This window comes from Streptococcus sp. UMB1203 (assembly GCF_030217725.1).
In the GTDB taxonomy this organism is placed as follows: domain Bacteria; phylum Bacillota; class Bacilli; order Lactobacillales; family Streptococcaceae; genus Streptococcus.
In genome coordinates this window covers 1-26,383 of record NZ_JASOOK010000007.1, presented here as the reverse complement: position 1 = coordinate 26,383, position 26,383 = coordinate 1, and the positions used below count along the sequence as shown (strand labels likewise).

Below are 26,383 nucleotides of genomic sequence, written 5' to 3'. Positions count from 1 at the left end.
AGAGAAAATTCCACCTCTTGCTTTTGTATAGAGCATGGATTGTAAAGAAGACTATAGGTTCATAGAAAGGTAGAGAGAATATGGTTTTTCCTAGCGAACAAGAACAGATTGAAAAATTTGAAAAGGATCATGTAGCCCAGCATTATTTTGAGGTTTTGCGTACCTTGATTTCTAAGAAGTCGGTCTTTGCCCAACAGGTGGGTCTCAAAGAAGTTGCCAACTATTTGGGTGAGATTTTCAAACGTGTTGGGGCTGAAGTGGAGATTGATGAGACTTATACGGCTCCCTTTGTCATGGCGCATTTCAAGAGTTCGCGTCCAGATGCCAAAACCTTGATTTTTTATAACCACTATGACACTGTGCCAGCGGATGGGGATCAGGTCTGGACAGAGGATCCCTTTACGCTTTCGGTCCGCAATGGTTTCATGTATGGGCGTGGGGTTGATGATGATAAGGGACATATCACAGCTCGTTTGAGTGCTTTGAGAAAGTATATGCAGCACCACGATGACCTGCCTGTCAATATTAGTTTTATCATGGAGGGAGCGGAGGAATCTGCTTCGACAGACCTAGATAAGTATCTGGAAAAGCACGCTGATAAACTCCGTGGCGCAGATTTGTTAGTTTGGGAACAAGGGACCAAGAATGCCTTGGAACAGCTGGAAATTTCTGGTGGAAATAAGGGGATTGTGACCTTTGATGCCAAGGTGAAAAGCGCTGATGTGGATATCCATTCTAGTTATGGTGGGGTTGTGGAATCAGCTCCCTGGTATCTCCTTCAAGCCTTACAGTCTCTTCGTGCCGCAGATGGCCGTATCTTGGTTGAAGGTTTGTACGAAGAAGTACAAGAGTCGAATGAACGAGAATTAGCCTTGGTGGATGCCTATGCTCAACGCAATCCTGGGGAAATCAGCCAGATTTATGGCTTGGAATTGCCTCTCTTACAAGAGGACCGTGTAGCCTTTCTAAAACGTTTCTTTTTTGAGCCAGCTCTTAATATCGAAGGGATTCAGTCAGGTTATCAAGGACAAGGAGTCAAAACGATTTTGCCAGCAGAAGCTAGTGCTAAGCTAGAGGTTCGTTTGGTTCCTGGCCTAGAACCGCATGATGTTCTGGAAAAAATTCGGAAACAGCTAGACAAAAATGGCTTTGATAAGGTAGAATTATACTATACCTTGGGAGAGATGAGCTATCGAAGCGATATGAGCGCGCCAGCCATTCTCAATGTGATCGAGTTGGCCAAGAAATTCTATCCACAGGGCGTTTCAGTCTTGCCGACAACAGCGGGGACAGGGCCTATGCATACGGTCTTTGATGCCCTAGAGGTGCCAATGGTGGCCTTCGGTCTAGGAAATGCCAACAGCCGAGACCACGGTGGAGATGAAAATGTGCGAATCGCCGATTACTACACCCATATTGAATTAGTAGAGGAGCTGATTAGAAGCTATGAGTAGAGATATTATCAAGTTAGATCAGATCGATGTGACTTTTCACCAAAAGAAGAGAACCATCACAGCGGTCAAGGATGTGACCATTCACATCCAAGAAGGGGATATTTACGGAATCGTTGGATATTCTGGAGCAGGGAAATCAACCCTTGTACGGGTGATTAATCTCTTGCAAAAGCCATCTGCAGGCAAAATTACCATTGATGACGATGTGATTTTTGATGGCAAGGTGACCTTGACAGCAGAGCAGTTGCGTCGTAAACGTCAGGATATCGGAATGATTTTCCAGCATTTTAACCTGATGAGCCAAAAAACAGCAGAGGAGAATGTAGCCTTCGCCCTTAAACATTCTGGACTTAGCAAGGAAGAAAAGAAGGCTAAAGTAGCTAAGTTGTTGGACTTGGTTGGCTTGGCAGACCGTGCTGAAAACTACCCTTCACAACTATCTGGAGGGCAAAAACAGCGTGTGGCCATTGCGCGTGCCTTGGCAAATGATCCAAAAATCTTGATTTCAGACGAGTCGACTTCTGCCCTTGACCCTAAGACAACCAAGCAGATTTTGGCCTTGTTGCAAGATTTGAACCAGAAATTAGGCTTGACGGTTGTCTTGATTACGCATGAAATGCAGATTGTCAAAGACATCGCCAACCGTGTGGCAGTTATGCAGGATGGGCATTTGATTGAAGAGGGAAGCGTTCTTGAAATCTTTTCAGACCCTAAACAACCTTTGACTCAAGACTTTATCTCAACAGCAACAGGAATTGACGAAGCCATGGTCAAAATCGAGAAGCAAGAAATCGTGGAACACCTATCTGAAAACAGTCTCTTGGTGCAACTCAAGTACGCAGGCGCTTCAACAGACGAGCCACTTTTGAATGAATTGTACAAGCATTACCAAGTAACGGCTAATATCCTTTATGGAAATATCGAAATTTTGGATGGCACTCCTGTTGGAGAATTAGTTGTGGTCTTGTCAGGTGAAAAAGCAGCTTTGGCAGGCGCCCAAGAAGCCATTCGTCAAGCAGACGTACAACTAAAAGTATTGAAGGGAGGACAGTAAGATGGAATCATTGATTCAAACCTATTTACCAAATGTCTATAAGATGGGCTGGGCTGGTCAAGCAGGCTGGGGAACAGCCATCTACCTAACCCTTTATATGACAGTTCTTTCCTTCATCATCGGAGGTTTCTTGGGACTAGTGGCAGGTCTTTTCCTTGTCTTGACAGCGCCAGGTGGGGTTTTGGAGAATAAGGTCGTTTTCTGGATTTTGGATAAGATTACCTCTATTTTCCGTGCGGTTCCCTTTATCATCCTCTTGGCAGTCTTGTCACCCTTCTCCCATCTAATCGTAGGGACAAGTATTGGTCCAAATGCGGCTATCGTACCGCTATCTTTTGCAGTCTTTGCCTTCTTTGCCCGTCAAGTACAGGTGGTATTGGCTGAGCTAGATGGTGGTGTCATTGAGGCAGCTCAAGCTAGTGGAGCGACATTCTGGGATATCGTAGGTGTTTACCTATCAGAAGGTCTGCCAGATTTGATCCGTGTGACGACTGTGACCTTGATTTCCCTTGTTGGGGAAACAGCTATGGCTGGTGCGGTTGGAGCTGGTGGTATTGGTAACGTAGCCATCGCTTATGGATTTAACCGTTACAATCACGATGTAACCATCTTGGCAACCATCATTATCATTTTGATTATCTTTGCAATCCAATTCTTGGGAGATTTCTTGACCAAGAAATTGAGTCATAAATAAAAATAGCTAGGACATCTGTACATCATTCATAAGAGTTGTCGTTATAGTCAAGACTTAAAATTCTCTGTACTGGTTGCTATCAATCGTTGCTTTTATGAGTTAGAGAGTTAAGAATTGTGGGGAGTCAATATGCAAAATCTGGGAGAAGTTTTTAAAGAATTGAGAAAGAGTCGGAATGTATCTCTACAGGAGGCGACGGGAGGAGAGTTTACTTATTCCATGCTGAGCAAATTTGAGCGTGGAGAAGCAGACTTATCATCTATGAAATTGATTACTGCCTTAGATAACATCCACTCTGATTTGAATGAATTTATGTACTTGGTACGTGGTTTTTCTCAGAAAAAGGTTTTGGCTTTTCAAGAAAATCTCTGGGATTTATATGACAGAGGAGGGATTGATTCTCTCCATTCCTTGTATGAAGAGACGACTCAAAAGTATAGATTAAGTGGTGAAAAGAGCTATCTTTTACAAATGATTCGTATCAAAAGCCTTCTTGTGTTTTTTGCTTCAGAAATAAGGGCAACGGATGAAGAACTGACTTTTCTCTATGACTATTTTTTTACTATTGATATCTGGGGAAATTATGAATTAGAACTATTTTCAACGATTTCTACTTTGTTTCCTCTGCCCCTCTATTTTAAATATTCTAGGGAGATGTTACAAAAGACGGATTTATTAGGCTCTTTACCTAGTAACAAAGTCGCTATTGATACCATTTTAATTAATGGACTCTTTAAAGCGATAGAGGAAAAGGATAAATTAAAAGCAGACTATTTTACCTTTCAGATTGAAAACCGCGATTTACCAGAATCTGAAGCTTATCTTAAAATCATTTATATGATTGCTAAAGGGTATTATGATACTATTTTTAATGTAGAAAATAAGGGTCTTGAAAAAATCCAGAGAGGCATTACAATCTTACAAGATTTAGAGTATGTAGGTGGTGCAAGATACTATGAAAACTATTTTGCAAATCAGCTTTCAAATAAAGATTTGTAATATATTCTCGTTACATCGACTGATGAAAAATAAATAGCCTTGTAGATGGATTGATAATTAGTAGTTTCTAGGCGCTAGAGTTTCTATTTTCAGAAAAAATATATTACAAAAAAGTGGGGAGCCCCGCTTTTTTTGTTAGACTGGATTCAATAGAATACTCTTTGAAATGTGAGAAAGGCCTGTTATGAAACTATTCTTAAGACATCATTTATTTAGAATACTGACCTTATCAAGGTTTTTGAGCTCAAGTGGAGCTTATATTTATAATCTGGTATTTATCGTTTATGCTGCGAGTCTACCCTTTAAAAATATAGCTTTATTTATGGCGAATATAATTACGATTTTACCTTTCCTATTTACTTTTTATGTTGGGATTAAGGCTGATCATACTCGAAATAAAGCAGGAACAATTATCTGGGTTGGTTGTGTGCAAAGTCTACTATTTCTTTTGGTTGCTAGTGTGATTCAAGACCAGAACTTCGTAACATTTGCTTTTATCTGTATGGTTAATATCTGTTCGGATATTTTATCAGATTATACAGTAGGCCTTCGTATGCCGATTATCCAGCATAATATTTCGGAAGATAAGCTCTATGAAGCTTATTCCTTTACTCAGTTTGTCTCCTATTTATCAAATCTAGGAGGTCAAGCCTTAGGAGTGTGGTTACTCACAACCAGCCATCAAAATTTTTCTTTTGTTGCAATTGTGAATGCTGGTTTCTTTTTACTATCTGCTCTTATTTTGTTCAAAAATCGAAGCGAATTGACGCATTTGTCTGTAAGTGTAGAGGATAAGTCTATTAGTTTGCTTCAACAAGTTAAGGCAATCTATGCGGACATGGATGATATTTTTAGGCAGAGAGAAAGTAAATCTTTGTTTAAAATAATTCTTGTCATTTTAGTGATGAATACTTTGGGAGGAGCTGTTGGAGGTATTTACCACTTTTACTTATTAGACCATACTATCTATCATCTCAGTTATGCTCAAGCCCTATTTTTAATTGAATGTGTCAGCTTTGGAGGAGCTATTCTTGGTAGCCTAACTCCCCATGATTATTTTGGAAAATTGTCGTTTTCAAGTTTGTTATCGCTCAATGCAATCCTGTTTGTATTACTTGCTACTGCTAATATTTTAGATTTTTCTCCTCTAGTAGGTGTTGTTTGCTTAGCTTTTGTCATGTATTTAATGTCGAAATCAATGCCTAAATTAGATACTCTGTTACTGTCTAATTTGAGTGCGGATGTATTAGCTAGAAGTAATAATCTCTTGAGTATGATTTTTTCCCTCACATTACCCTTAGGGATGTCTATATTTTCTTTCTTAGCTTTACAAGATATCAGGATTTGTTGGTGGGTCTTTTTAGCAGGGAGTGTGATAGGATTCATTTTATCCTTAGAAAAAAGAAGTTTTTCAGGTAAAAAAGTTTAGCCTAGAAAGCTCAGGATTACTAGAAGGTCTGCCGGATTTGATTCGTGTGACGACTGTAACCTTGATTTCACTAGTCGGTGAAACAGCTATGGCTGGTGCGGTTGGAGCTGGTGGTATTGGTAACGTAGCCATCGCTTATGGATTTATACTCTTTGAAAATCAAATTCAAACTACGTCAGCTTTGCCTTGCCGTACTCAAGTACAGCCTGCGGCTAGCTTCCTAGTTTGCTCTTTGATTTTCATTGAGTATTAACCGCTACAATCACGATGTGACTATCTTGGCAACCATTATTATCATCTTGATTATCTTTGCAATCCAATTCTTGGGAGATTTCTTGACTAAGTCTTGAGCCATAAATAAAAAAGAGCCGCCTGGCTCTTTTTTATTGACTAGATTTTCTGCGCAAATTTTTTACTCAAGGCTTGTCCAATCAAAGCACCTAATAGGGCTCCGATGACAATACTTGCGATAAATAGAAGGATGGTTCCAGGGTTTGGCGCAACCATGATACGGTCGATATATTCTTGGGATTTTCCTCTTGCTAGAAGGGTTGCCATATAGGCTTTGGGCGCAATCCACATGATTAGGATTGGTCCTGATGTGCTAAAAGCAAAGAGAATGAAAGAAAGGAAGTTCTTTGTTTGGTCCTTGTATTTTCCGAGGCTAGCTACTGCATCTGCTAGGAGGCCACAGATAATTCCAGGAAGGAAGGCACCGGCACCGTGTTTGCTCCCCAAGAAAAAGAGGGCAATAACAAGGCCGATAGTGGTAATGGCTCCAAAACGCGGAACTTTTGCGACCAGAAGCATATAGACGCTACCGCCGACAAGGGCAGTAAAAGCAGGCGCATAAAACATATTTCCAGTTTGGTCAAAGAGATTGCCCAAAAGGACACCAATCCCCATGCAGAGGAAGTAAAGAACTGCAAAGAGCAGTGTAGTTAAGATAGATTTTTTCATGAATTGTCTCCTGATAATTTTCTCACAATTCTCATTGTATCACGGTTTGATGGGATTGTAAATGGGTACTCGAAGTTTTGAAAACGCTTGAAATATGATATAATAGTTTCATAGTTATTTTTAGGAGGATATCATGGGGAGATTTTTAGACTTTGTCTTTAATCGTTTCTTTTTAGGGATGATTGCGACAGCCTTCTTTTGGCTATTAACTTTAGCAGGAGGGATTATCCTTGGTCTAGCGCCGGCTAGTGCCACCTTGATGAGCCTATATGCAGAACATGGTTATAGCTTTCGGGAATATAGTTTGAAGGAGGCTTGGTCTCTTTACAAGCAAAATTTTGTTTCAAGCAACCTGATTTTCTATAGCTTTTTAGGGGTGGATCTAGTTTTAATCTATGGCTTGTATCTCTTGGTGCAATTGCCTCATCAGACCATCATTCATTTGATTGCGACCTTTTTGAATGTCCTAGTAGTTGCCCTGCTCTTTTTGGCCTATACAGTGTCTTTGAAATTACAAGTTTATTTTGACTTATCCTATCGAAATAGCCTCAAACTATCCTTGATTGGCATCTTTATGAGCCTAGCAGCTGTGGCCAAGGTTCTCCTTGGGACAGTGTTACTTGTGGCAATTGGTTACTATATGCCTGCTCTGCTCTTCTTTGTAGGAATTGGGATGTGGCATTTCTTTATCAGTGATATGTTGGAACCGGTCTATGAAAGTATCCATGAAAAATTGGCGACAAAATAGAATGAAGCAGTTTTGGCTACATACGCTTCTGAGAACCTACAGTTCAGTTATGATGATTATTATTGCGAGTTTTGCAATCTTACTCTCCTATGCTGACTGGGATTCACGGGAAAAGGAAGCCCAGAGAGTAGCCCAGCGTGTAACCACTCGAACAGTTGAAGAGGTGGAATATTATTATCGCGAGTCAGCCCAGCTAGCGCAAGATTTAGTAGCCAATCAAGACCGGATACAAGGGGTTTATAAGTACTTTAGCCTGTCAACTTCTGAGTATTTTTATTGGCTGTTGGAGCATCAAGCGGCTTCGTCAACTTCTATTTCTCTGTATGAAAATATCGATGATCTTTATGTCCAAAATGACTATATAACGGGTGTTGCAATCGTCTTGCAGGACTTTAAAGAAGTTTATGTTTCGAGCAGAAATGAGAGAGGTGGTCATTCGGTACTTGCGGAAGGCTTTAAACCAGATGCCAATAGTTTTGGAGTTCCTATTTTAGATCCAGCGACGGATCAATCTATAGGGGTTGTTTATATTTCCTTGGATCCAGAAATCTTATACCATGCTGTGGACAATACCCGAGGTCATATCCCGATGGCTGTTACTGTGACATCGCCTTTTGATACGGAGATTTTTCATATTGGTGAGAGGGTCAATAGGGAGCATGAAAACTGGTTTGTCGGTGTGACCTCTCATGGCTATCAGGTTCAGGTGGCAGTTCCTAAAAATTTTGTTTTACAAGGAACGGTGACCAGCTCTGCTTTGATTGTGGGCTTGAGCCTTCTCTTTATTGTCATTCTCTATCTGACTTTGAGGAAGACCTTTGCTAATTATCAAAAGCAGGTAGTGGATTTGGTCGATTCCATCCATGCTATTGCCCAAGGGCAAGAAGGTCTTCGTATTGACACACTGGAAAAGGATCAGGAATTGCTCCTAATCGCGGAGACTACCAATGATATGTTGGATCGATTAGAAAAGAATATCCATGATATTTATCAGTTAGAACTTAGTCAAAAGGATGCCAATATGCGAGCCTTACAGGCTCAAATCAATCCTCATTTTATGTATAATACGCTGGAGTTCTTGCGCATGTATGCAGTTATGCAAAGTCAAGATGAGTTGGCAGATATCATTTATGAATTCAGTAGTCTCTTGCGTAACAATATTTCCGACGAAAGAGAAACTCTTCTCAAACAGGAATTAGAATTTTGCCGTAAATATAGTTATCTTTGTATGGTTCGCTATCCCAAGTCCATTGCCTATGGTTTCAAGATAGACCCAGAACTAGAGAATATGAAGATTCCCAAATTTACCTTACAACCGCTGGTAGAAAATTATTTCGCTCATGGTGTTGACCACAGACGGACAGATAATGTGATTAGCATCAAGGCGCTTAAACAGGATGGTTTTGTGGAAATTTTAGTGGTAGATAATGGACGTGGTATGTCGTCTGAAAAGCTGGCAAGTATTCGAGAAAAATTAAGGCAGAGACATTTTGAACACCAAGCCAGCTACAGTGATCAAAAGCAGTCTATCGGGATTGTCAATGTCCATGAGCGTTTTGTGCTCTATTTTGGGGATCGCTATGCTATTACTATAGATTCTGCAGAGCAAGTAGGTGTTCAGTATCGTATTACAATTCAAGATGAGTAGAGAGGGAGAAAATGTATAAAGTATTATTAGTAGATGATGAGTACATGGTGACAGAAGGTCTGAAACGTTTGATTCCCTTTGATAAGTGGGATATGGAGGTCGTCGCAACAGCCAGTCATACCGATGAAGCCCTAGAATATGTTCAGGAAAATCCTGTTGATGTGGTTATTTCCGATGTCAATATGCCCGACAAAACAGGGCTTGATATGATTCGGGAGATGAAAGAAATCTTACCAGATGCTGCCTATATCCTGCTCTCAGGTTATCAGGAGTTTGATTATGTAAAAAGAGCAATGAACCTTAGTGTGGTGGACTATTTGGTCAAGCCTGTTGATAAGGTAGAGTTGGGAAATCTGCTGGAGAAGATTGCAGGTCAGCTCGGCGAGAGAGGAAAGAAAAGTCAGACCCTCAGTCAAGATTTAGACGAGGCTGGATTTGTTAGTTATCTAGGAGGTAAGGAGAATTGGTGGATAGGCTTATCCAAGGAAAAACAAGGCTCTTTCACCATTCCCTACTATGTGTTAGGACAAGATTGGCAGATTTTTATTTCTGATCAACCCCTAGATGGTTTAGTCGTTACTCCCTTTGAAGCTCCTTATCAAGAACGCTTTGAACGCTGGAAGCTGAATGCTGAGAAAGCCCTCTTTTACGGCTCTGTAAATCTACAACAGTCTGAGAGTCTCTTTACCTATTACGAACCGATTTATAGGGTTATCATTCAGGGAAATCTCAATCAAATCGTAGAAGAATTAAATCTCTTGGAGAAGGTGGTTCTTGAAAATACGCCGCGTGTTCCGATTACCAAACAGCTTTTTATCCAGTTTGTCATGGATGTCTTTCATTTGTTTGAACACCTCAAAGCTGATGATATGACGGACATTGTCAAAACGATTCATGCTATTCAAACCTTCGATGAATTGGTTCCTTATATCAAGGAAACTCTGACCCGATTCTTTGGGCAATATCGTATGAATGAGAATGTGGTCAGTGTTCTGGAAGTTATTGGGCGTGATTATCAGAAAGAACTTTCCCTCAAGGATATCAGTAAGGATCTCTTTATCAATCCTGTCTATCTGGGGCAGTTGATTAAGCGAGAAACCAATTCGACCTTCGCAGAGTTACTAAACAAACAACGCATTAAGGCTGCCCAGCAACTTTTACTTTCAACCAGTGACAGTATTGAAGATATTTGTTATGCGGTTGGTTACAGTAATGTTGGATATTTCTATAAAGTGTTCCGAAAATTGTGCGGAAAATCGCCAAAAGCCTACCGAAAACAGGTAGAAACGACACTATAAAATTTGTATCCCTTTACAAAAAGTGCTATAATATCAATAATAATATCAGGAGGTTCTATCATGAAAAAGAAACCGATTTATCTATGGGTCTTGCTAATCTTGTCTGCTCTTATTTCAGCTATGTCTCTGTTTGGAATGTTGAGTCCTTTACCTAGCAAAGAAGCTCTTCGTGCCGCTCAGAAACAAGTTGCAGGGGTCAGTGCTCAGCAATTAGAAGACCAGCTTAATTACACCTATAGAGTAGCAGAATCAACTCATTCTATTTTTAATATGGTCTTGATTGTGCTATCTGCTATTTTAGTTGTAGTAGCGATTGTCTTCCTTATTCGTAAAAATTTGCAATATGCAAACTATACTTATGTCGGCTATGTTTTGCTAGCCATTATTGGTTCGATTTATGGCTATGTTAGTTTACAAGACGCTGTGCAGTTAGTTCACGATGAGACCATGCGTTTAGGGATAAGTGTTATTTCACAAGCCGTTAGTATTTTCTATATCGTCATCAATGTTCTCTTCCTAGCCCTTGTCTTTTACAAGATGTGGCGTCAGCAAAAAGCCTTGGCTGAAGAAGAGGAAACAGAAGAACTTGCCTAAGTATTGACAAAAAAGAACTATCAAGTTACAATCTTGATAGTTCTTTTCGATTATATAAAATGATGGAGGTACATATGAAGACAATTTCTTTAGTTTATATTAGTCTGAGTGGCAATACTGAAAGTTTTGTGACGCGCTTGAAAGACTATCTCTTGTCCCAGTACGAGGGAATTGAGGTTCAAAAGATTCATATCAAGGATTTGGTCAAGGAAGGCCAAGATTTCTATGAAATGGACCATCCTTATGTCGCCTTTTTGCCGACCTACTTAGAAGGTGGGAATGGCGTGGATAACGGAGATGTCGAGATTTTGACGACACCAGTGGGAGATTTTATCGCTTATGGTGATAATGCTAGTAAATGTTTTGGTGTGGTTGGTTCAGGCAATCGTAACTTTAATAACCAATACTGCCTGACAGCCAAGCAATACAGTCAACGTTTTGGTTTCCCTGTATTGGCTGACTTTGAAATGCGAGGTATGCTGGAAGATATCAAACATGTCGCAGCGATTATCGCGGATTTGTATGAGTTGGAAGAGGCTGGGACAAAAGTCTAACCTTAAATATAAAAAGCGAACAAAACGAGTTATCTGAAACTTAGAATACTGTTTTGTTCGTTTTTTTGTCTAACCTATCGATTTTATACTCAATGAAAATCAAAGAGCAAACTAGGAAGCTAGCCGTAGGCTGTACTTGAGTACGGCAAGGCGAAGCTGACATGGTTTGAAGAGATTTTCGAAGAGTATTAAAATTTTATAATAAAGAATTTCCAAAATCAAAATTTTTTTGTCTCAGCCTCTTTTTACTATCCTAGGCAGTTTTATCAGAACTCTTACTTTCTATGCTCCAAGAGTTGATTGATATGGTCTACTTTTTTTGATGCTCTTTTATAGGAAATAGTCCAAATGATGAGGTAGACAATCGCAAACTCGATAATGAGTTGGAGGTAGAAATTCCAGTGGAAGGGGAACCAACCTGCTAGGGTTGCTAATGGGATAAAGCCTACTAGCATAAGGAAGAAATGGGTCAGAGTTGCACGGAGCAAGCTCCAGTCACGGCTGAATAATCGCTTGCCAAAGTTGAAGAGAATACCGATGACTGCCCAGATCAGTGTGCAGTAGAGCAAGACCAGGGCACCGTGAATCTGATGTTGGGTCATCACTTGGCCGATGAGAGAGTCGGAACTTAGTGGAGCGTAGGTATTTGGTGCATAAATGAGTGAAAAGATGATAGAGAGGATGAGGCCGATGAGGACACCAGTAGCTGCGTCGTGGAAGATTTGTTTTTTCATAGTTCTAATTTCTCCTTGATGGTTTTTAGATAACGGCGTGAAGAGTAGGTGAAGCTTTCGTTTTTCAAGAAAATTTCTACTAGGCCGTTGGGGGTGAGCTTGAGATGAGAGATGGAATCGATATTGACGATTTCAGATTGGGAAATTTGGATAAAAGTTGTTGGCAGAATTTCAAGGACCTGATAGAGTCGCAAATCAATGCTGTAGGTCTGACTCGCTGTTTCTGCTAGAACCTTCCGATTCTCGACATAGAAGCGTTGAATCTTGCCAATCTCAACGAGATAGACCTGATTATCGATTTTCCCTTTGATTTTTTCTGTTAGATCCAGATTTTCTGCGAACTCGATGACTTTCTGGACTTTCTTGGTTTCTTGAGGTGCTTGAACAATCAGCTTTTCCTCTTCGTAAGTTTCACTAATCTGTAGTTCTACTTTCATAAATTTCTCTCCTTGTTTTTTATACAAAATTGTGATCACTTCTTGTACACCTTTATTAAACACTATTTTTCAGCCCCTTGCAAGGGACTTTGTCTATGTGGAGGGATTTGGCTCCTATGTGGTGGAGCTTTTATGTCCTATCTGAAATATGGTATAATAGCACTAATCAATTTCTAGGAAAATAGATATAGAAAGGGGCTGAAAGATGTCTCATATTATTGAATTGCCAGAGGTGCTGGCAAACCAGATTGCAGCTGGAGAGGTTATCGAGCGTCCAGCTAGCGTTGTTAAGGAGCTGGTAGAAAATGCTATTGATGCTGGCTCTAGCCAGATTATCATTGAGATTGAGGAAGCTGGTCTCAAGAAGATTCAAATCACAGATAATGGTCATGGAATTGCCCACGATGAGGTGGAGTTAGCCCTGCGTCGTCATGCGACCAGTAAGATAAAAAATCAAGCAGATCTCTTTCGGATTCGAACGCTTGGTTTTCGTGGTGAAGCCCTGCCCTCTATCGCGTCTGTCAGTGTACTGACTCTGTTGACGGCGATGGATGGTGCAAGTCATGGGACCAAGTTAGTCGCTCGTGGAGGAGAAGTTGAGGAAGTCGTCCCGGCGACTAGTCCTGTGGGGACCAAAGTTTGTGTGGAAGACCTCTTTTTCAACACGCCTGCCCGCCTCAAGTATATGAAGAGTCAGCAAGCGGAGTTGTCTCATATCATAGATATTGTCAACCGTCTGGGCTTGGCCCATCCTGAGATTTCTTTTAGTTTGATTAGTGATGGTAAGGAAATGACGCGGACAGCAGGGACTGGTCAACTGCGCCAAGCTATTGCAGGAATTTATGGTTTGGTCAGTGCCAAGAAGATGATTGAAATTGAGAATTCGGATCTTGATTTCGAAATTTCTGGCTTTGTGTCCTTGCCTGAGTTAACTAGAGCCAACCGCAACTATATCAGCCTCTTCATCAATGGCCGTTATATCAAGAACTTTTTACTCAATCGTGCTATTCTTGATGGTTACGGAAGCAAGCTTATGGTGGGGCGTTTTCCACTGGCTGTCATTCACATCCATATCGATCCTTATCTAGCGGATGTCAATGTGCATCCGACTAAGCAAGAGGTGCGGATTTCCAAGGAAAAAGAACTGATGACCCTGGTCTCAGAAGCTATTTCCAAGAGTCTGAAGGAGCAAACCTTGATACCAGATGCCTTGGAAAATCTTGCCAAATCGACCGTGCGCAATCGTGAGAAGGTGGAGCAAACTATTCTCCCACTCAAAGAAAATATGCTCTACTATGAGCAAACTGAGCCGACAAGACCAAGTCAAGCTGAAGTAGCTGATTATCAGGTGGAATTGGCTGATGAAGGACAGGATTTGACCCTGTTTGCCAAGGAAACCTTGGACCAATTGACCAAGCCAGCAAAACTGCATTTTGCAGAGAGAAAGCCTGCTAACTATGACCAACTAGACCATCCAGAGCTAGATCTAGCTAGTCTTGATAAGGCCTATGACAAGCTGGAGCGAGAAGAATCTTCAAGCTTCCCAGAGTTGGAATTTTTCGGGCAAATGCACGGGACTTATCTCTTTGCCCAAGGGCGAGATGGGCTCTATATCATAGACCAGCACGCGGCTCAGGAACGGGTCAAGTACGAGGAATACCGTGAAAGTATTGGCAATGTTGACCAGAGCCAGCAGCAACTCCTAGTGCCCTATATCTTTGAATTTCCAGCGGATGATGCCCTCCGTCTCAAGGAAAGAATGGCACTTTTGGAGGAAGTTGGGGTCTTTCTAGCAGAGTACGGAGAAAATCAATTTATCTTACGTGAACATCCTATTTGGATGGCAGAAGAAGAGATTGAATCAGGCATCTATGAGATGTGCGACATGCTCCTCTTGACCAAGGAAGTTTCTATCAAGAAATACCGGGCAGAGCTGGCTATCATGATGTCTTGCAAGCGATCTATCAAGGCCAATCATCGTATTGATGATCATTCAGCTAGACAACTCCTCTATCAGCTCTCTCAATGTGATAATCCCTACAACTGTCCCCACGGACGTCCTGTTTTGGTGCATTTTACCAAGTCAGATATGGAAAAGATGTTCCGACGTATTCAGGAAAATCACACCAGTCTCCGTGAGTTGGGGAAATATTAAACTAAAAGGAAAACCATGTACGAATATTTAAAAGGAATCATTACCAAAATCACTGCTAAATACATTGTTCTTGAAACCAACGGTATTGGTTATATCCTGCATGTAGCCAATCCCTATGCTTACTCGGGACAGGTCAATCAAGAGGCTCAAATTTATGTGCATCAGGTTGTGCGTGAGGACGCCCATTTGCTTTATGGATTTCGCTCAGAAGACGAGAAAAAACTCTTTCTCAGTCTGATTTCGGTTTCTGGGATTGGTCCTGTATCAGCTCTGGCTATCATCGCTGCCGATGACAATGCTGGCTTGGTTCAAGCAATTGAAACTAAGAACATCACCTACTTGACCAAATTCCCTAAAATTGGCAAGAAAACAGCCCAACAGATGGTGTTGGACTTGGAAGGTAAGGTAGTAGTTGCAGGAGATGATCTTCCTGCCAAAGTGGCAGTGCAAGCTAGCGCTGAAAACCAAGAATTGGAAGAAGCTATGGAGGCCATGTTGGCTCTGGGCTACAAGGCAACCGAGCTCAAGAAAATCAAGAAATTCTTTGAAGGAACGACAGATACAGCTGAGAACTATATCAAGTCGGCCCTTAAAATGTTGGTCAAATAGGAGCAGAGCATGACAAAACGTTGTTCGTGGGTCAAGATGACCAATCAGCTCTACATTGCCTATCATGATGAGGAGTGGGGGCAGCCCCTCCATGATGACCAAGCATTGTTTGAGTTGTTGTGTATGGAAACCTATCAGGCAGGCCTGTCTTGGGAAACGGTACTAAACAAACGTCAAGCTTTCCGAGAAGCATTTCATGGCTATCAAATTCAAGTGGTCGCAGAGATGACTGACACCGAATTGGAAGCTTTGCTGGATAATTCAGCTATCATCCGAAATAGAGCCAAGATTTTTGCTACACGCGCTAACGCCCAAGCCTTTCTACGACTACAGGCAGAATATGGCTCTTTTGATGCCTATCTTTGGTCTTTTGTTGAGGGGAAAACTGTCATTAATGATGTTCCCGATTATCGCCAAGCCCCAGCTAAAACCGCTTTGTCTGAGAAATTAGCCAAAGATCTCAAAAAAAGAGGTTTCAAGTTCACAGGCCCAGTCGCCGTCTTGTCTTTTCTACAGGCTGCAGGACTAGTTGATGACCACGAGAATGATTGTGAATGGAAAAGCAGGAATTAGTGTGTACAGGTAACTAGCATATCTGAGAATATAGAAAAAAGCTGAGAAATTTTTCCCAGCTTTTTATATATACTAGTATATTTGTTAGAGTGAAGTCAGAAAAGTGATTCCACCTAAAATAACACCAGCTGAATTTGGAATGATTAGTATCCAATCCTTCTTAGGTTCCTTTGTCCATCCATAAATAACCCAGATTAAGCAAGATATTGCAGCTGATAAAGGTTGAAATGGTTGAGCTTTATTTCCTTGTAAATTAGCGATAATTTGAGGTATGTAGGCAATAAATACTATAATTCCAATAAAGGCACCAATAGAACCTACGATTCGATTAATTTTTTGTTTTGTCATATACACCTCCTTCAAAAGGATATCATAGAAATTAGCGAAATGCAATAAATTCAGATACAAATTGTAACGAAAACCAATACAAAAGCACAAAAATAGAGAAACTATTTATATCATTTAACACTCTATAAGTCAAATTTTTAGGGCTAAGCCCTTGGAAATACTGACTTTCTTCAAAAACAATTAGGCATTAAATCGCCTTAGTTTTTCTTGAAAGTTCCTAAAAAAGTGCACAAAAAAGAGCCCTAAAATGGGCGTAATATTGACGAGTTCAGCAGGCAAGAAACTAGCACGGTCAAACGTGCTTTTTTTATTACCTGCTAATATTATAGCATATCCTCTCAAACTTATATATAACCCGAATCCCGCAAAAGAAAAAGATAAAAGCATAGAGGATAGGGCGAAAGCCTCTCGCACTTTTATTTTATCAAATAGCAATATGAGAAGCAAGGATAAAAAGCCCTCAGAAATAAATCTAAGGACTTAAATAACGATGTGTTGGTTCGCTCACTTAATTAGTATACTTAATACTATTCAATTATAGTTTACTTTGAAATGTTCTTAATCCTTTCTGTAAATTTTTGAATCGCATTCAGTTCTGCAGGTCTTAAATGAGGGTACGCCTTAGTCCTCCCCCCATTTCGTTTAATATGTCCAAATTCAAGTAAATGAGTAAGAGATCCGTATTTAAAACTATATACGACCCAAACTCCATTTCTCACTCTTTTCTTACGCCATCCTTTTGAATATTTACCTGTTCTTTTAGGGCTAGTTTCCTTTAATTCTTTAACTGTTTCTTTAGCGACTTGCTCCGCAATTTTATCAACTTCTTCATTAACCTCTTCGCAATATTCTGCTAAAATATTTGCTAATTGTGCTGCTAAATCCATTTTCTAAAAACTCCTTCTATTTTTTTTAAATATCAACTTTTTACCCCCTTTTTGGTTGACAGCTTCCGACTTGGAAAAAGTTACCGCTCCCGGTACCTAAAATCAACGAAAATGCTTTACAAAGTGGGGGGGAGTGTCAATATCCTTTCAATTCTATAAATCTTTTAGCGATTACCTTTCTACGGCTATTTATATAACGAGTAGTTTTATTTAGTTTCTCTGCCACGTCTTCCCAAGTCGCACCAGCTTCTAAATATCTCATTTTAAAAATGACTAGATCACTTTCAATTAAGTTTTCCATCAAGGTATCTACAACTAGTTTGAAACCTTCTAAATATCTTAGTGTTTGGTCTTCTTCAATTCTAATGATTGTCGCTTCAGTAGGACTAGATACTGTCTTGCCTTTCCTACCAGTATAATCTTCAGTACTATGTTTCTTATTATGTATCAGTTCCTGTCTTCTCAAATAAATTTTATTAGCAAGCGTTCTATATCGTCCTAACTCAATATCTATCCCGTCCAGGTCCCTGTTACTCAACTCGTACATAGGCAAGTACCTCCACTTAAATTTAAAAATTTTTTTATCTTTCAATTTGTCAAATTGTAAATTCTGTCAAACTGACAAAAAGCGCTAAAAGCCTTCCAACACTCCACTTACCAGGTATCATTGTTTTAAGTTTGACAACTCTTCAGTATGACAAGTTCAAGGGAAATTTCTTTAATTTATCCCCTCAGTTTCTCATATCTTACATTCTGTGAAACTCACTCCATTCTGTAAACCCCTGATATACCTTGCTTTCAAGCTATTACTTCTTTTCAGTTTATGCTTACTTTGTTATGTGAAACTTAGTAAAGCATAAAAGTAGGACTAGCGATATCTCTTCTGTTTCAGTCATATATCACTAGCCTTACTTAATTTGTTCCCTATTTTTCTAAATACACTTTAATGTCCCGATATTCCTTAGAAAAATTCATCCATCCGCTAGAATCAGGGTTTAAGAATGGTAGGACAGTAAGCGGACTTACTTCTGTTCGATACGGCGATAGAGAATGTCTCTGACTTATTTCTCTGACTACACCTGTATGGATTTCTTCTACATCCTTCTTCAGTTCTTGAATTTCATCATATGCGTCCAGAATTCGTCTAAGTTTCTTTCGGTATTGTTTATAGATCTTCTTAGTTTCCATCCGTTGCTTAGTTTCTTTAAAAATGTATTCAAAGATGACTGCATTAGCTTCTGAAAAATCACTATCAAATTTTTCCTGAAGACCATTAATAGCTTTTTCCATCTTTTCCAGCTGCTCTAAAGATTCTAAGTTATTTGACAAAAAAGAATCTATATTCTCAAATGAAACTGTTTGATTTCCTAACAGGCTTTTCCTTTTTTCGCTTAACTGTTCTCGTGCTGAATTAATCTTACTTTTTTTATTATCTAGATCATCCAGTGTTTCAAATACTTGATTAATATCCATTTCTTTCTCCTAGTTCCATTGAATAAAGTAACCACAACCTTCTTCAACTTTTTTTACATCAAATCGGGTATGTAAAATCAACCGTTTCCCAAAATAGTCATTCGCATTCGCCCAGCTAAGTGTATCTTTCTTTCGATCAAACAAAGTAACAAAATTTTCTAAATCTCCGATAAAGCCTTTCTTGTCACCTTTATTCCCTAATGTTGTATCATCTACAATTAAAAAGTTATCTACAAAGAATGTTTCACTTGTTCCTGTCTCTTTATCAACTTTAAGAAGATAATTTCCTGAAGTATCTTTCATTTTTTCTAAGACACTAAATAGTGATTGACTAATAACCATAGATACATTGCGCTCTGGATTGATTAAAGAAACAATAGATTTCAAGTCGTCCATACTTGCAGCAGTCTGCACTTTCGCAGTTTGGAGAATTTTCCCAATCTCTCTATTTCGTGTTCTACGTTTTAATTTAATAATCTTCTTACCAAGAAAATCCGTTAAATTATATTGGCCATCATCTAATTGCTCCTGTGAAAAATCAAGTTTTCCACTGAATAATTTAACTAAGTAATCAACGCTGATAGTTTTCTTTTTATCTGCTTCTGTTCTCTCAACCGAATTTTCGCTAACTTCTTGTAATGAATCAGATTCAAAGTCAGTTACTTCATACTTCCCACCACGGGTACGAGTCTCAATAACATTTACTAGATCAACCAGTTCTTTACGTTGATGTTCATCTTCGTAACTATCAAGGATTGGTTTTTCAATGAGTACATGATTATTTTCTACGTTCATCCCTCTAGTGTTATAGCCTGTACTTCGGATATAAGCTTCTAGATTTTCTTTTTGTTTAGCTAAGTTAATTGTCATTTTTTTGCTCCTTTATCTTTTAATATCTGATTTTTGTTTATAATTTTTTCTAAAATTCTTAGCTCTTAGCTTTTCTTTTATGACTCTCCGAGCCTTTAGAATCATTTTTTCTAGATTTTGGTTTGTCTTGTTTGTTAGCATATTTTTCTAGTATTTCTTTTTTCCGTTTTTCCAAATTTTCATCATCTTTTTTGCACTTTGCAAATATTTGTTGTCTTTTCTTTGGATCCATAGAAAATTTATTGGCTACTACATACCCTAAAGAAGTATCTCCTGACATTGCTCTCACCCCCTTTCTATGCAAACAAAAAGGGACATACCACTAGCATTATATGCTTACGGTATGTCCCTGAGTTGTTCTCAATAGACTTATTTTTTAGTTTCTTTTTTGACTAGATGGGTAAACTTCCCATCTGAATAGAATAAAGTTATCTCTCCAAATCTTGGAACTTTTTCTATCTCTATTATACCACATTTTTCATAGACAACAAAGCCTTTTTCTGTTGCAAATCGCATTTTATCATCATTCATTGATATTCTCCCCTCACTGTGTTTATAGTGTATCTCTTATCTTTGATCGTAAAAGCCTTGAAAGTGTTCCCTTCTAAACCTTTCAAAATTCTACTTGAATTTCTAGCATTGTATACAGTCCGCAGTTCACTACTATCTAGGTTCGTGTTGAAAATCGTAGTTTCTCGATTATTGATAATATCAAACAAGAAATCCTGTTCCCAATCGCTCTTAGGTGTTACCGTCCCATTTTTTGCCCCCAGGTCATCGATGATTAGAAAATCAACATCAACAAGCTTTTTAACCGCCTCATACTCTGTTAAGTTTGCATTTCTTCCATAAGCCCAGCCTTCTTTTATCTGCTTGATAATCTCGGTTAAGCTGACAAATAAGACACTCTTAGGCTCGTTCTTCTCTCTGAAGCTCTCATTGATTTCTTTGGCCAGGGCAAGAGATAAATGACTTTTTCCTATTCCTGTGCTACCGCTGATTAAAGTATTTCCTGTCATACCTGCAAGGTACTTCTGGGCTTGCCCCTTTACAAACTCTAACATCTGACGCTCCTCTGTCGTCTTAACAAAGAAATTATCAAACGTTGCCCCCTTCAACTCGTTAGGAATCGTACTATCACGCATTAAGACATCATAAGTTTTAAAGTAAGCTTGCCTGTCCTCGAACTGCTGCAATAGGTCTTTCTCTTTCTGTTTAATCTCTCCCTTCACGCACTCCGGACAAAATGCTTGTACTTTTCTTTCTGAACCCCCTAACACTGGTACAGAAATTTCCCAATAATTTACCTGGTGAATATCGCAAACTTTATCCGATATTTTTCTGTTATTAAATTCTTTAAATTGTTCCTTCATCTTTATAACTCCTAAAATGGTAGATCTGGAAAGTTGTCTTCAGACTTCCCTTTTATGGTTTTAGGCTTTTGATTCAAATAACCGTCAAACTTAGATCCGAAAAGTGTTTCTGGTCTCAGATATTTAGAAAATTCAGGACTATCCTTCCATTCTGCCGTTTTAATATCTATCACCTGTTTAAAATCTTCAAGTGTATAGCCTTCTTTGAATCGTGCCATTATCGGCTTCAAGTTTTTGTCCAAATATTTATAATTTTTCCCTACTGTATGATTCAGATAAGCTAGAGGGATTCTTATTAAATACTTCTCAGGATGTCCTTTAGTTATTTCCTCGATCATTCTCGGAGTTAACCAATTTGGGAAAGTAAAGTCAGGTTTACCTGACAATATATATTCTTTATATAACTCTTTATCTGACTCTTTATCTATCTCTATCTCTGTTGGACATGAGTTGGAAAAAGTCTCTTTACTTTGGACATTCTCCAATTTTGGTATATCTTGACTATTTTTTCTTTGGTCTCGCTTGTATTTTGCCCAGTTTGTTTCACTCTCAACCATGGCTTTTGCTTGTGATAATGTAGCATGGCCATCATCATCAATCTGAATCAGTCCGCATTTGGTAAAATATGCAACTGTCATATTTATATCATCTTCAGAAACATCCAGTTTTAAAGCTAATTTCTGTACCAAACTATCAAAATATCCTTCATAGTACAAAATGCAGTCATCTTCTAAACTTTCCAACATAAGGCGGATATAAATCACTGTCATAGTGTAGCCACCAGGCATATTTTTAAGTCGCTTAATAAAAAGGTTATCAAAAAACTTCTTATCAACTTTTAACCAAAAATATATTTTAGTCTTTGCCATCATCTACCCCCAAAAACTTTAAAACATCTGAGATTTTATAATACGCTTTTCTAGTATCTTCAATAGGCGGTATATACTGTGGTAATCCTGCACCTTCCCATTTTGTCAAGGTTTTATCTCCTATGCCTAGTTCTTCCTTTAGTTCCACCTTGCTGATTAAATCTAATCTTTTTTGAGGTACTTTCTCATGATTTTTTAAATACCGTTCCACTGCTTCCAAAATCTTAGATTTTAAATCTTCAATCATTTTTTCAAACATCTTAGTACCCCCATGGCTTAACCCCTGCAAGCTGAATATATCGCCCATAATCAGGGCTTAAATTCTCGCTAGTCGTTTCTATCGTCTGTATACTCTCTCGCTCGATTTGGGCGCTTTTTTTGCGGTCTTGGTAGTTTAAATAAAGCAGTAGGCCAATCATTACCACCACAAAGATAATCGATTGTGTATTGGTCAAATCTAGTTCATTCATGCTATGCCCTCGCTTGGTAATTCTTGATATAATTTACTTGATAGCTTCGCTCCATCTTCAGAAAGTCGTACACCTCTTCTGGAGTTACTTTATCATCTAAAAAGTCAATGATGAACTGAAAGAGGTTCGGATTTCTATCCTTGATTTCAGTAATTCGGTTGTCAAATTCTGATTGTGTCATGTTATCTAGATTTAGAGTCATATTTTTCTCCATTAGCCTTTCCTTGTCCTTTTTCTTGCCTGTTTTCTATATGGTATGCTTCACCACTCCAAACGCTGGGCGATTGCCCCAAGTTGGCGAACGCTTATAGCGGTGTTTCGTGAGTAATTACCCATCTCTCAGCTAAACAAGGTCTTAGAATCACCCTGTCAGCACTTGATTTTCAAAACCTTTTCTAATTGCTTGCCTGCTCTTCGGTTTTTCTTTAGATATTTGATAGAATAGATATTTTTTGCTATAATCAGAGCATAGAAAAAATTTCTATACTCTGAATTGTGTCGCTTGCTCGCCTTGGCCAAAATTTGAGCAAGTGATTTTTTTTATTTTCTTTTTGCATGATTACTACCTGACTGTGGTTTATAAAGCAAGTCTTTACTATCGATAAGATCTAGAATCCAGCTGAATCCCTGCTCCACCGTTTCAAGAAATGCGCCTAGGTCTTCACTGTCCAAGTTCTCATAGTTCATACAAAGATATTCGGCTAGTTGTCTGTCTTTCTCAACTAGCTTTTTAAAATCCTTGGAAAACTTAGGAATTTCTAACCCTTTGGCATTTGTAACTGTCTTAAATTCATTTTCCATTTTCTATACTCCTATACTTTAAAAATTAGTTCTTTAATTTCTGAATACCCCCTATTCAAGTTAATCATCGCTATTGCCATATCTTCCAAGCGCTGATAGTTTGTAAGTTCATCACTGGTTAAACTGTCAATACCGTTTCCACTTTCTCGCTCTTGCATGAGTTGAGACTTGTTTTTCCCTGTAGCTCCCTTTAGCAGTAAGTTTGTAAGTGTACTATAGGCATGCTTGGGCGCTTTCTCCCATGATTTGATAGCTTCGGTTAAGGTCTTGCGCTTTGGCTTTTCCAGTTCCCGTTGAAGATAGCGTTTAGAAAGTTCATCACGCATTTCAAAGAATGCTTTGACTAGGTTCATTTTAAATTGCCGTACTGGTTCGGTATTCTTTAGATAAGTGATCAGCAAGGTTGCCTGTTGCTCATTCAGAAGATAGATTTTTTTCGGTTGCCCTCTCTTATCTAATTTATGGATTTTAAATCCAAGTATTCCCAACGCTTCAAAATCAGCTTTATTGTCTCTGACTAAGCGTGTAATAGTATGGTGCTGTACTTCAGCACATTCGGCGATGATTTCGCTCGTAGTATACGGCTCTTTCTTGCCGTCCATATAAACCAATTCCATTGGTTCACTCCTTTCTTCTTGTTGCTCGTGCTTGCCACCTAAAACAGTACCAAGGTAAGGCATTAAAGTAGGGTAAAATCGGAGAATATGAACCCCTACAAACCCTTGATACTGCTATAGGTAGCAAGCAAACCACTCTAGCAAATAGTTAGCTAGATCCGTTTATCAATTCCCCAGTGGTAAAGCACCATATGAGAAATCTGTAAATGTAGAGTAGTATTGCGATTAGTTCGCTCCTTTCTAGTAATCTTCAGCAAGCCATTCACTAACTGATTGATAGATTCGTCTCGGGGCGTCATAATCGCCCTGTTCCACTTGACGTAAGGTAGAGTATGTTGTACCTAGTTTTTGTGCTAGTTCCTTCATAGTAATACGATTAACTGCTCGCTTAACTCTTACCTGTTCTGCCATGCTCTCAGTTATAAGCATTTAAACACCTCCTTTTTTAAAATTTTCGAACCAGATGCGAAAAGTAGTTGGTAGATGAAGTTTATCTGGTTAAATCACAAGGTATAGTTTTCTATACTCCTTCTTGCTATGGTTACATTCTAGTATAACTTTCTTTACTTGTCAAGAGGAAAAATTAAATTAAATTATAATTTTTCTATACTTATCTTCAAAATAGTGGTAGAATAAAGAGGAAAGGTAGTGTAAAAATGAGTAGATTGAAAGAATTAAGGCAAGAGAAAAAACTGACACAACAGGAACTTGCTAAAGAAATTGGAGTATCTAAACTAACAATTTTAAACTGGGAAAAAGGCGAACACCAAATAAAATCAGAAAAAGCCCAGCAATTAGCAGATATTTTCGGGGTGAGTGTTGGGTATCTATTGGGATATGAAGATTATAAAACTATTCAAAATGATGCATTTGATAGCTATAGAAATATGGCAAAATTATTACTCACCAACCCAGATTTTAAAAATATAATTTCAGAATATGATGAAACTAATCGAAAAAACGGTAAGCTGGATTTATCTCTTTTTGTACAAGCTGAAAGCATTCCCATAATCGAACAAAATATTAAGGATCTTATTCTTGAAGAGTGGGAAAAAACTCAACCCGAAGATGATTATGAAGAAATCGATGGGACTCTTTCTGATAATATTTCAAGAATCTATATAGCTCTTGGACAATTGCCAATACTTTTTAAAGATTTTTTCGGTTCTTTTCTAACCCTGTCAACATCTGATAAAAAAATCGTTATGCAACTAGTAAATAGTCTATACGAAAAAAATAAAGATATAGGCATAATAAAAGAGTATACTGATAAAAAATAATTTAGAATTTACTTAGAATTATCTGATCAAAAACTAATAAGGAGTAACTCACATGGGATTTTTTGACACTGTAAAACAAGAAGGTAGCTTTTCTACCGCATCTGGAGTAAATGGACTACACTACGTTGTCCTTCAGGTAACTTTGAAAGAAAAGTTTTTCGGCACTGGATCAGGAAACCTTACAGAATTAGAAGATGTTATCAATAAACAAGCTTCAAAAGGTTATCGCCTACATACTATCACTACTGCCAATGGTGGAAGCAAAGGATTAGGCGGTGGTGACCGTATCCAAGCCACAATGGTTTTTGAGAAAATTCTATAAAAATTCCCCATCTTTTATTAGAAAACATCAGCATATAGGAGGCTACTTATGAAAAAATTACTAAGCACATCAGCTATTTTACTCTCTGCTACCATTCTAGTAGCTTGCTCTAACAATCAATCAACTACCAAAGATAGCTCGGAGCAACCAAAAACGGAGCAAAAAAATACTACTTCAACAAACACAAAAGACAAAGTAGATAACAGTAAATACGATGATCTAATTTCTGAAATCAAATCAAAATTAGATCCTGAATCAACTGGCGCAATAAGAGTTAAAATTCAAAATAACGTACTCGATTCAGATTCATCCGAACCGCATGATACAATCATGATTTTGCTAACTGGAACGGCTAAAGATAGCGCAAAAGAGACTATGGACGCAATCAATTCAAATTCTGCTACAACTAATCAGCAAAATGCAATTACTGTATTTCGGATGTCTATATCTGAGTTTGCTAAAAAATTACCAGACGACAATACTACTCTTTCCCTTGGGTATGAAAAATCTGCTGATCAATACGACTTAATCGCAAAATCTTCAAAACAAAAAGATTTTATCCCTGTTGGCGAAATCATCGTAAATTAAAAACTCCCCCATATTCGCCAATAGAACCCCTATTTCTAAGGTCTATTGTGCAAAAACAGGGGAAATTGAAGAATAGAAAGCCGATTTTACTGACTAAAGCACAAAAAACGGCAAAATTGACAGATAGAAAAAGACAAGCCTGCTGCTGCTGACTTGTCTGACAATGCAATAAAAGCAACTTTCCCAGCGTTGAGTTTTTTCGATACTCAAAAATTTTTAAAAAACAAACTAAAAATATTGACAAAAACTAAAAATTACAGTATTATTAGGCAATGAGAAGAGTTTCTGCTCCCAAGGGAACAGAGTACGCGAAACACCGCCTAGTTCTACTAGGTGGTGTTTTTGTATATAAGGAACATATATGAAACCATTTCAAACATTAGATGAACAAATAAAACTTCTCCAGTCTAGAGGTTTAGAAATAGATAACATAGAAGAATGTAAAAGATACCTTCTAACTAACAACTATGGCTCTTTGTCAACTGTAGTGGGTTGAATAAAAGCTAAAACCGAGAAAGGACAAATTTCGTCCTTTCTTTTTTGAT

At 38.6% G+C, this 26,383-nt stretch carries 34 protein-coding genes and 2 pseudogenes; 18 read left to right on the top strand and 18 right to left on the bottom strand.

Annotated elements, in window-relative coordinates:
• The first annotated feature begins 80 nt into the window (after positions 1–80).
• The 7 genes and pseudogenes from QP439_RS03070 to QP439_RS03040 all read left to right on the top strand — a co-directional run.
• Positions 81–1,454 carry a M20 family metallopeptidase gene (locus QP439_RS03070; RefSeq protein WP_285387559.1) on the top strand — a complete coding sequence of 458 codons (1,374 nt, stop codon included), beginning with the start codon at positions 81–83 and terminating at the stop codon, positions 1,452–1,454.
• The gene (locus QP439_RS03065; protein ID WP_285387558.1) at positions 1,447–2,508 is read left to right on the top strand and encodes a methionine ABC transporter ATP-binding protein; all 1,062 of its coding nucleotides are present in this window, start codon (positions 1,447–1,449) and stop codon (positions 2,506–2,508) included. The genes QP439_RS03070 and QP439_RS03065 overlap by 8 nt, the downstream gene beginning before the upstream one ends.
• Position 2,509: 1 nt before the next feature.
• Positions 2,510–3,202: a methionine ABC transporter permease gene (locus QP439_RS03060; protein WP_000444647.1), complete on the top strand. Its 693-nt coding sequence runs from the start codon at positions 2,510–2,512 to the stop codon at positions 3,200–3,202.
• A 261-nt stretch (positions 3,203–3,463) separates the two neighbouring features.
• On the top strand, positions 3,464–4,201 hold the full coding sequence (locus QP439_RS03055) for an Rgg family transcriptional regulator (protein ID WP_245941797.1): 738 nt from the start codon (positions 3,464–3,466) through the stop codon (positions 4,199–4,201).
• A gap of 184 nt (positions 4,202–4,385) precedes the next feature.
• The gene (locus QP439_RS03050) at positions 4,386–5,630 is read left to right on the top strand and encodes an MFS transporter (protein ID WP_285387556.1); all 1,245 of its coding nucleotides are present in this window, start codon (positions 4,386–4,388) and stop codon (positions 5,628–5,630) included.
• Between the two features lie 16 nt (positions 5,631–5,646).
• Positions 5,647–5,775: pseudogene (locus QP439_RS03045) on the top strand (ABC transporter permease); the annotation flags it as partial.
• Between the two features lie 106 nt (positions 5,776–5,881).
• Positions 5,882–5,991: pseudogene (locus QP439_RS03040) on the top strand (ABC transporter permease); the annotation flags it as partial.
• 29 nt (positions 5,992–6,020) lie between these two features.
• On the opposite strand, the gene QP439_RS03035 reads toward QP439_RS03040, so the two are convergent.
• Positions 6,021–6,590, bottom strand: coding sequence for an MptD family putative ECF transporter S component (locus tag QP439_RS03035; RefSeq protein WP_285387554.1), 570 nt, complete (start codon positions 6,588–6,590; stop codon positions 6,021–6,023).
• A gap of 133 nt (positions 6,591–6,723) precedes the next feature.
• On the opposite strand from QP439_RS03035, the gene QP439_RS03030 reads away from it, so the two are divergent.
• The 5 genes from QP439_RS03030 (at position 6,724) to nrdI (ending at position 11,432) form a co-directional block, all read left to right on the top strand.
• A complete protein-coding gene (locus QP439_RS03030) occupies positions 6,724–7,338 on the top strand; it encodes a YesL family protein (RefSeq protein WP_216732065.1) in 615 nt (204 codons plus the stop codon).
• Positions 7,316–8,986 carry a sensor histidine kinase gene (locus QP439_RS03025; protein WP_285387552.1) on the top strand — a complete coding sequence of 557 codons (1,671 nt, stop codon included), beginning with the start codon at positions 7,316–7,318 and terminating at the stop codon, positions 8,984–8,986. The genes QP439_RS03030 and QP439_RS03025 overlap by 23 nt, the downstream gene beginning before the upstream one ends.
• 11 nt (positions 8,987–8,997) lie before the next feature.
• Positions 8,998–10,284 carry a response regulator transcription factor gene (locus tag QP439_RS03020; RefSeq protein WP_285387550.1) on the top strand — a complete coding sequence of 429 codons (1,287 nt, stop codon included), beginning with the start codon at positions 8,998–9,000 and terminating at the stop codon, positions 10,282–10,284.
• A 60-nt stretch (positions 10,285–10,344) separates the two neighbouring features.
• On the top strand, positions 10,345–10,878 hold the full coding sequence (locus tag QP439_RS03015) for an ABC transporter permease (protein ID WP_285387549.1): 534 nt from the start codon (positions 10,345–10,347) through the stop codon (positions 10,876–10,878).
• A gap of 74 nt (positions 10,879–10,952) precedes the next feature.
• Entirely contained in the window at positions 10,953–11,432 is a 480-nt protein-coding gene (gene nrdI, locus QP439_RS03010) for a class Ib ribonucleoside-diphosphate reductase assembly flavoprotein NrdI (protein WP_285387548.1), read from the top strand.
• Between the two features lie 275 nt (positions 11,433–11,707).
• Here the strand turns inward: nrdI and QP439_RS03005 are convergent, their stop codons facing one another.
• Together QP439_RS03005 and QP439_RS03000 are read right to left on the bottom strand one after the other, a co-directional pair.
• Complete coding sequence (locus tag QP439_RS03005; RefSeq protein ID WP_261446879.1) at positions 11,708–12,166, bottom strand: DUF3021 domain-containing protein; 459 nt, start codon at positions 12,164–12,166, stop codon at positions 11,708–11,710.
• Positions 12,163–12,603 carry a LytTR family DNA-binding domain-containing protein gene (locus QP439_RS03000; protein ID WP_261446878.1) on the bottom strand — a complete coding sequence of 147 codons (441 nt, stop codon included), beginning with the start codon at positions 12,601–12,603 and terminating at the stop codon, positions 12,163–12,165. Before QP439_RS03000 ends, QP439_RS03005 begins: the two co-directional genes overlap by 4 nt.
• 205 nt (positions 12,604–12,808) lie before the next feature.
• Here QP439_RS03000 and mutL point away from each other — a divergent pair, with 205 nt between their 5' ends.
• Genes mutL through QP439_RS02985 form a run of 3 tightly spaced genes read left to right on the top strand, consistent with a single transcriptional unit; the run spans position 12,809 to position 15,940 of the window.
• A complete protein-coding gene (mutL, locus tag QP439_RS02995; protein WP_285387546.1) occupies positions 12,809–14,758 on the top strand; it encodes a DNA mismatch repair endonuclease MutL in 1,950 nt (649 codons plus the stop codon).
• A gap of 15 nt (positions 14,759–14,773) precedes the next feature.
• A complete protein-coding gene (gene ruvA, locus QP439_RS02990) occupies positions 14,774–15,367 on the top strand; it encodes a Holliday junction branch migration protein RuvA (RefSeq protein WP_000273417.1) in 594 nt (197 codons plus the stop codon).
• Between the two features lie 9 nt (positions 15,368–15,376).
• Positions 15,377–15,940, top strand: a complete 564-nt coding sequence (locus QP439_RS02985; protein WP_000166611.1) for a DNA-3-methyladenine glycosylase I — start codon at positions 15,377–15,379, stop codon at positions 15,938–15,940.
• An 84-nt stretch (positions 15,941–16,024) separates the two neighbouring features.
• Here QP439_RS02985 and QP439_RS02980 read toward each other — a convergent pair whose 3' ends face one another.
• The 15 genes from QP439_RS02980 to QP439_RS02910 all read right to left on the bottom strand — a co-directional run bounded on the left by QP439_RS02980 (position 16,025) and on the right by QP439_RS02910 (position 24,077).
• Positions 16,025–16,288 carry a SemiSWEET family transporter gene (locus QP439_RS02980; protein WP_000166114.1) on the bottom strand — a complete coding sequence of 88 codons (264 nt, stop codon included), beginning with the start codon at positions 16,286–16,288 and terminating at the stop codon, positions 16,025–16,027.
• A gap of 542 nt (positions 16,289–16,830) precedes the next feature.
• Positions 16,831–17,175 (bottom strand): HK97 gp10 family phage protein, encoded by a 345-nt coding sequence (locus tag QP439_RS02975; RefSeq protein ID WP_004261968.1) that lies wholly within the window; start codon positions 17,173–17,175, stop codon positions 16,831–16,833.
• Positions 17,176–17,311: 136 nt separating this feature from the next.
• On the bottom strand, positions 17,312–17,722 hold the full coding sequence (locus QP439_RS02970; RefSeq protein WP_115904573.1) for a DUF722 domain-containing protein: 411 nt from the start codon (positions 17,720–17,722) through the stop codon (positions 17,312–17,314).
• 377 nt (positions 17,723–18,099) lie between these two features.
• Positions 18,100–18,648 (bottom strand): hypothetical protein, encoded by a 549-nt coding sequence (locus QP439_RS02965; protein ID WP_285387543.1) that lies wholly within the window; start codon positions 18,646–18,648, stop codon positions 18,100–18,102.
• A 9-nt stretch (positions 18,649–18,657) separates the two neighbouring features.
• The gene (locus QP439_RS02960; protein WP_285387542.1) at positions 18,658–19,518 is read right to left on the bottom strand and encodes a phage major capsid protein; all 861 of its coding nucleotides are present in this window, start codon (positions 19,516–19,518) and stop codon (positions 18,658–18,660) included.
• Between the two features lie 58 nt (positions 19,519–19,576).
• Entirely contained in the window at positions 19,577–19,798 is a 222-nt protein-coding gene (locus QP439_RS02955) for a hypothetical protein (RefSeq protein WP_049506193.1), read from the bottom strand.
• Between the two features lie 89 nt (positions 19,799–19,887).
• Complete coding sequence (locus tag QP439_RS02950; RefSeq protein WP_192831374.1) at positions 19,888–20,049, bottom strand: hypothetical protein; 162 nt, start codon at positions 20,047–20,049, stop codon at positions 19,888–19,890.
• On the bottom strand, positions 20,046–20,891 hold the full coding sequence (locus QP439_RS02945) for an ATP-binding protein (RefSeq protein ID WP_060806000.1): 846 nt from the start codon (positions 20,889–20,891) through the stop codon (positions 20,046–20,048). The genes QP439_RS02950 and QP439_RS02945 overlap by 4 nt, the downstream gene beginning before the upstream one ends.
• Before the next feature lie 11 nt (positions 20,892–20,902).
• Positions 20,903–21,760, bottom strand: a complete 858-nt coding sequence (locus QP439_RS02940; RefSeq protein WP_285387539.1) for a conserved phage C-terminal domain-containing protein — start codon at positions 21,758–21,760, stop codon at positions 20,903–20,905.
• The gene (locus tag QP439_RS02935; RefSeq protein ID WP_060806002.1) at positions 21,747–22,019 is read right to left on the bottom strand and encodes a hypothetical protein; all 273 of its coding nucleotides are present in this window, start codon (positions 22,017–22,019) and stop codon (positions 21,747–21,749) included. The genes QP439_RS02940 and QP439_RS02935 overlap by 14 nt, the downstream gene beginning before the upstream one ends.
• Before the next feature lies 1 nt (position 22,020).
• On the bottom strand, positions 22,021–22,230 hold the full coding sequence (gene yajC, locus QP439_RS02930; protein ID WP_084950629.1) for a preprotein translocase subunit YajC: 210 nt from the start codon (positions 22,228–22,230) through the stop codon (positions 22,021–22,023).
• A 1-nt stretch (position 22,231) separates the two neighbouring features.
• Complete coding sequence (locus QP439_RS02925) at positions 22,232–22,432, bottom strand: hypothetical protein (protein WP_084951496.1); 201 nt, start codon at positions 22,430–22,432, stop codon at positions 22,232–22,234.
• A 338-nt stretch (positions 22,433–22,770) separates the two neighbouring features.
• Positions 22,771–23,031 carry a hypothetical protein gene (locus tag QP439_RS02920; protein WP_285387535.1) on the bottom strand — a complete coding sequence of 87 codons (261 nt, stop codon included), beginning with the start codon at positions 23,029–23,031 and terminating at the stop codon, positions 22,771–22,773.
• 11 nt (positions 23,032–23,042) lie between these two features.
• The gene (locus QP439_RS02915) at positions 23,043–23,648 is read right to left on the bottom strand and encodes a Rha family transcriptional regulator (protein ID WP_084931962.1); all 606 of its coding nucleotides are present in this window, start codon (positions 23,646–23,648) and stop codon (positions 23,043–23,045) included.
• A gap of 240 nt (positions 23,649–23,888) precedes the next feature.
• The gene (locus tag QP439_RS02910) at positions 23,889–24,077 is read right to left on the bottom strand and encodes a helix-turn-helix domain-containing protein (protein ID WP_050104930.1); all 189 of its coding nucleotides are present in this window, start codon (positions 24,075–24,077) and stop codon (positions 23,889–23,891) included.
• 227 nt (positions 24,078–24,304) lie between these two features.
• Between QP439_RS02910 and QP439_RS02905 the strand changes: the two genes are divergently transcribed.
• The 3 genes from QP439_RS02905 to QP439_RS02895 are packed head-to-tail and all read left to right on the top strand — an operon-like array spanning position 24,305 to position 25,838.
• On the top strand, positions 24,305–24,928 hold the full coding sequence (locus QP439_RS02905; RefSeq protein ID WP_285387531.1) for a helix-turn-helix transcriptional regulator: 624 nt from the start codon (positions 24,305–24,307) through the stop codon (positions 24,926–24,928).
• Between the two features lie 52 nt (positions 24,929–24,980).
• On the top strand, positions 24,981–25,250 hold the full coding sequence (locus tag QP439_RS02900) for a DUF4177 domain-containing protein (protein ID WP_000505375.1): 270 nt from the start codon (positions 24,981–24,983) through the stop codon (positions 25,248–25,250).
• Between the two features lie 48 nt (positions 25,251–25,298).
• Positions 25,299–25,838, top strand: a complete 540-nt coding sequence (locus QP439_RS02895) for a hypothetical protein (RefSeq protein WP_285387527.1) — start codon at positions 25,299–25,301, stop codon at positions 25,836–25,838.
• The last annotated feature ends 545 nt before the right edge of the window (positions 25,839–26,383 follow it).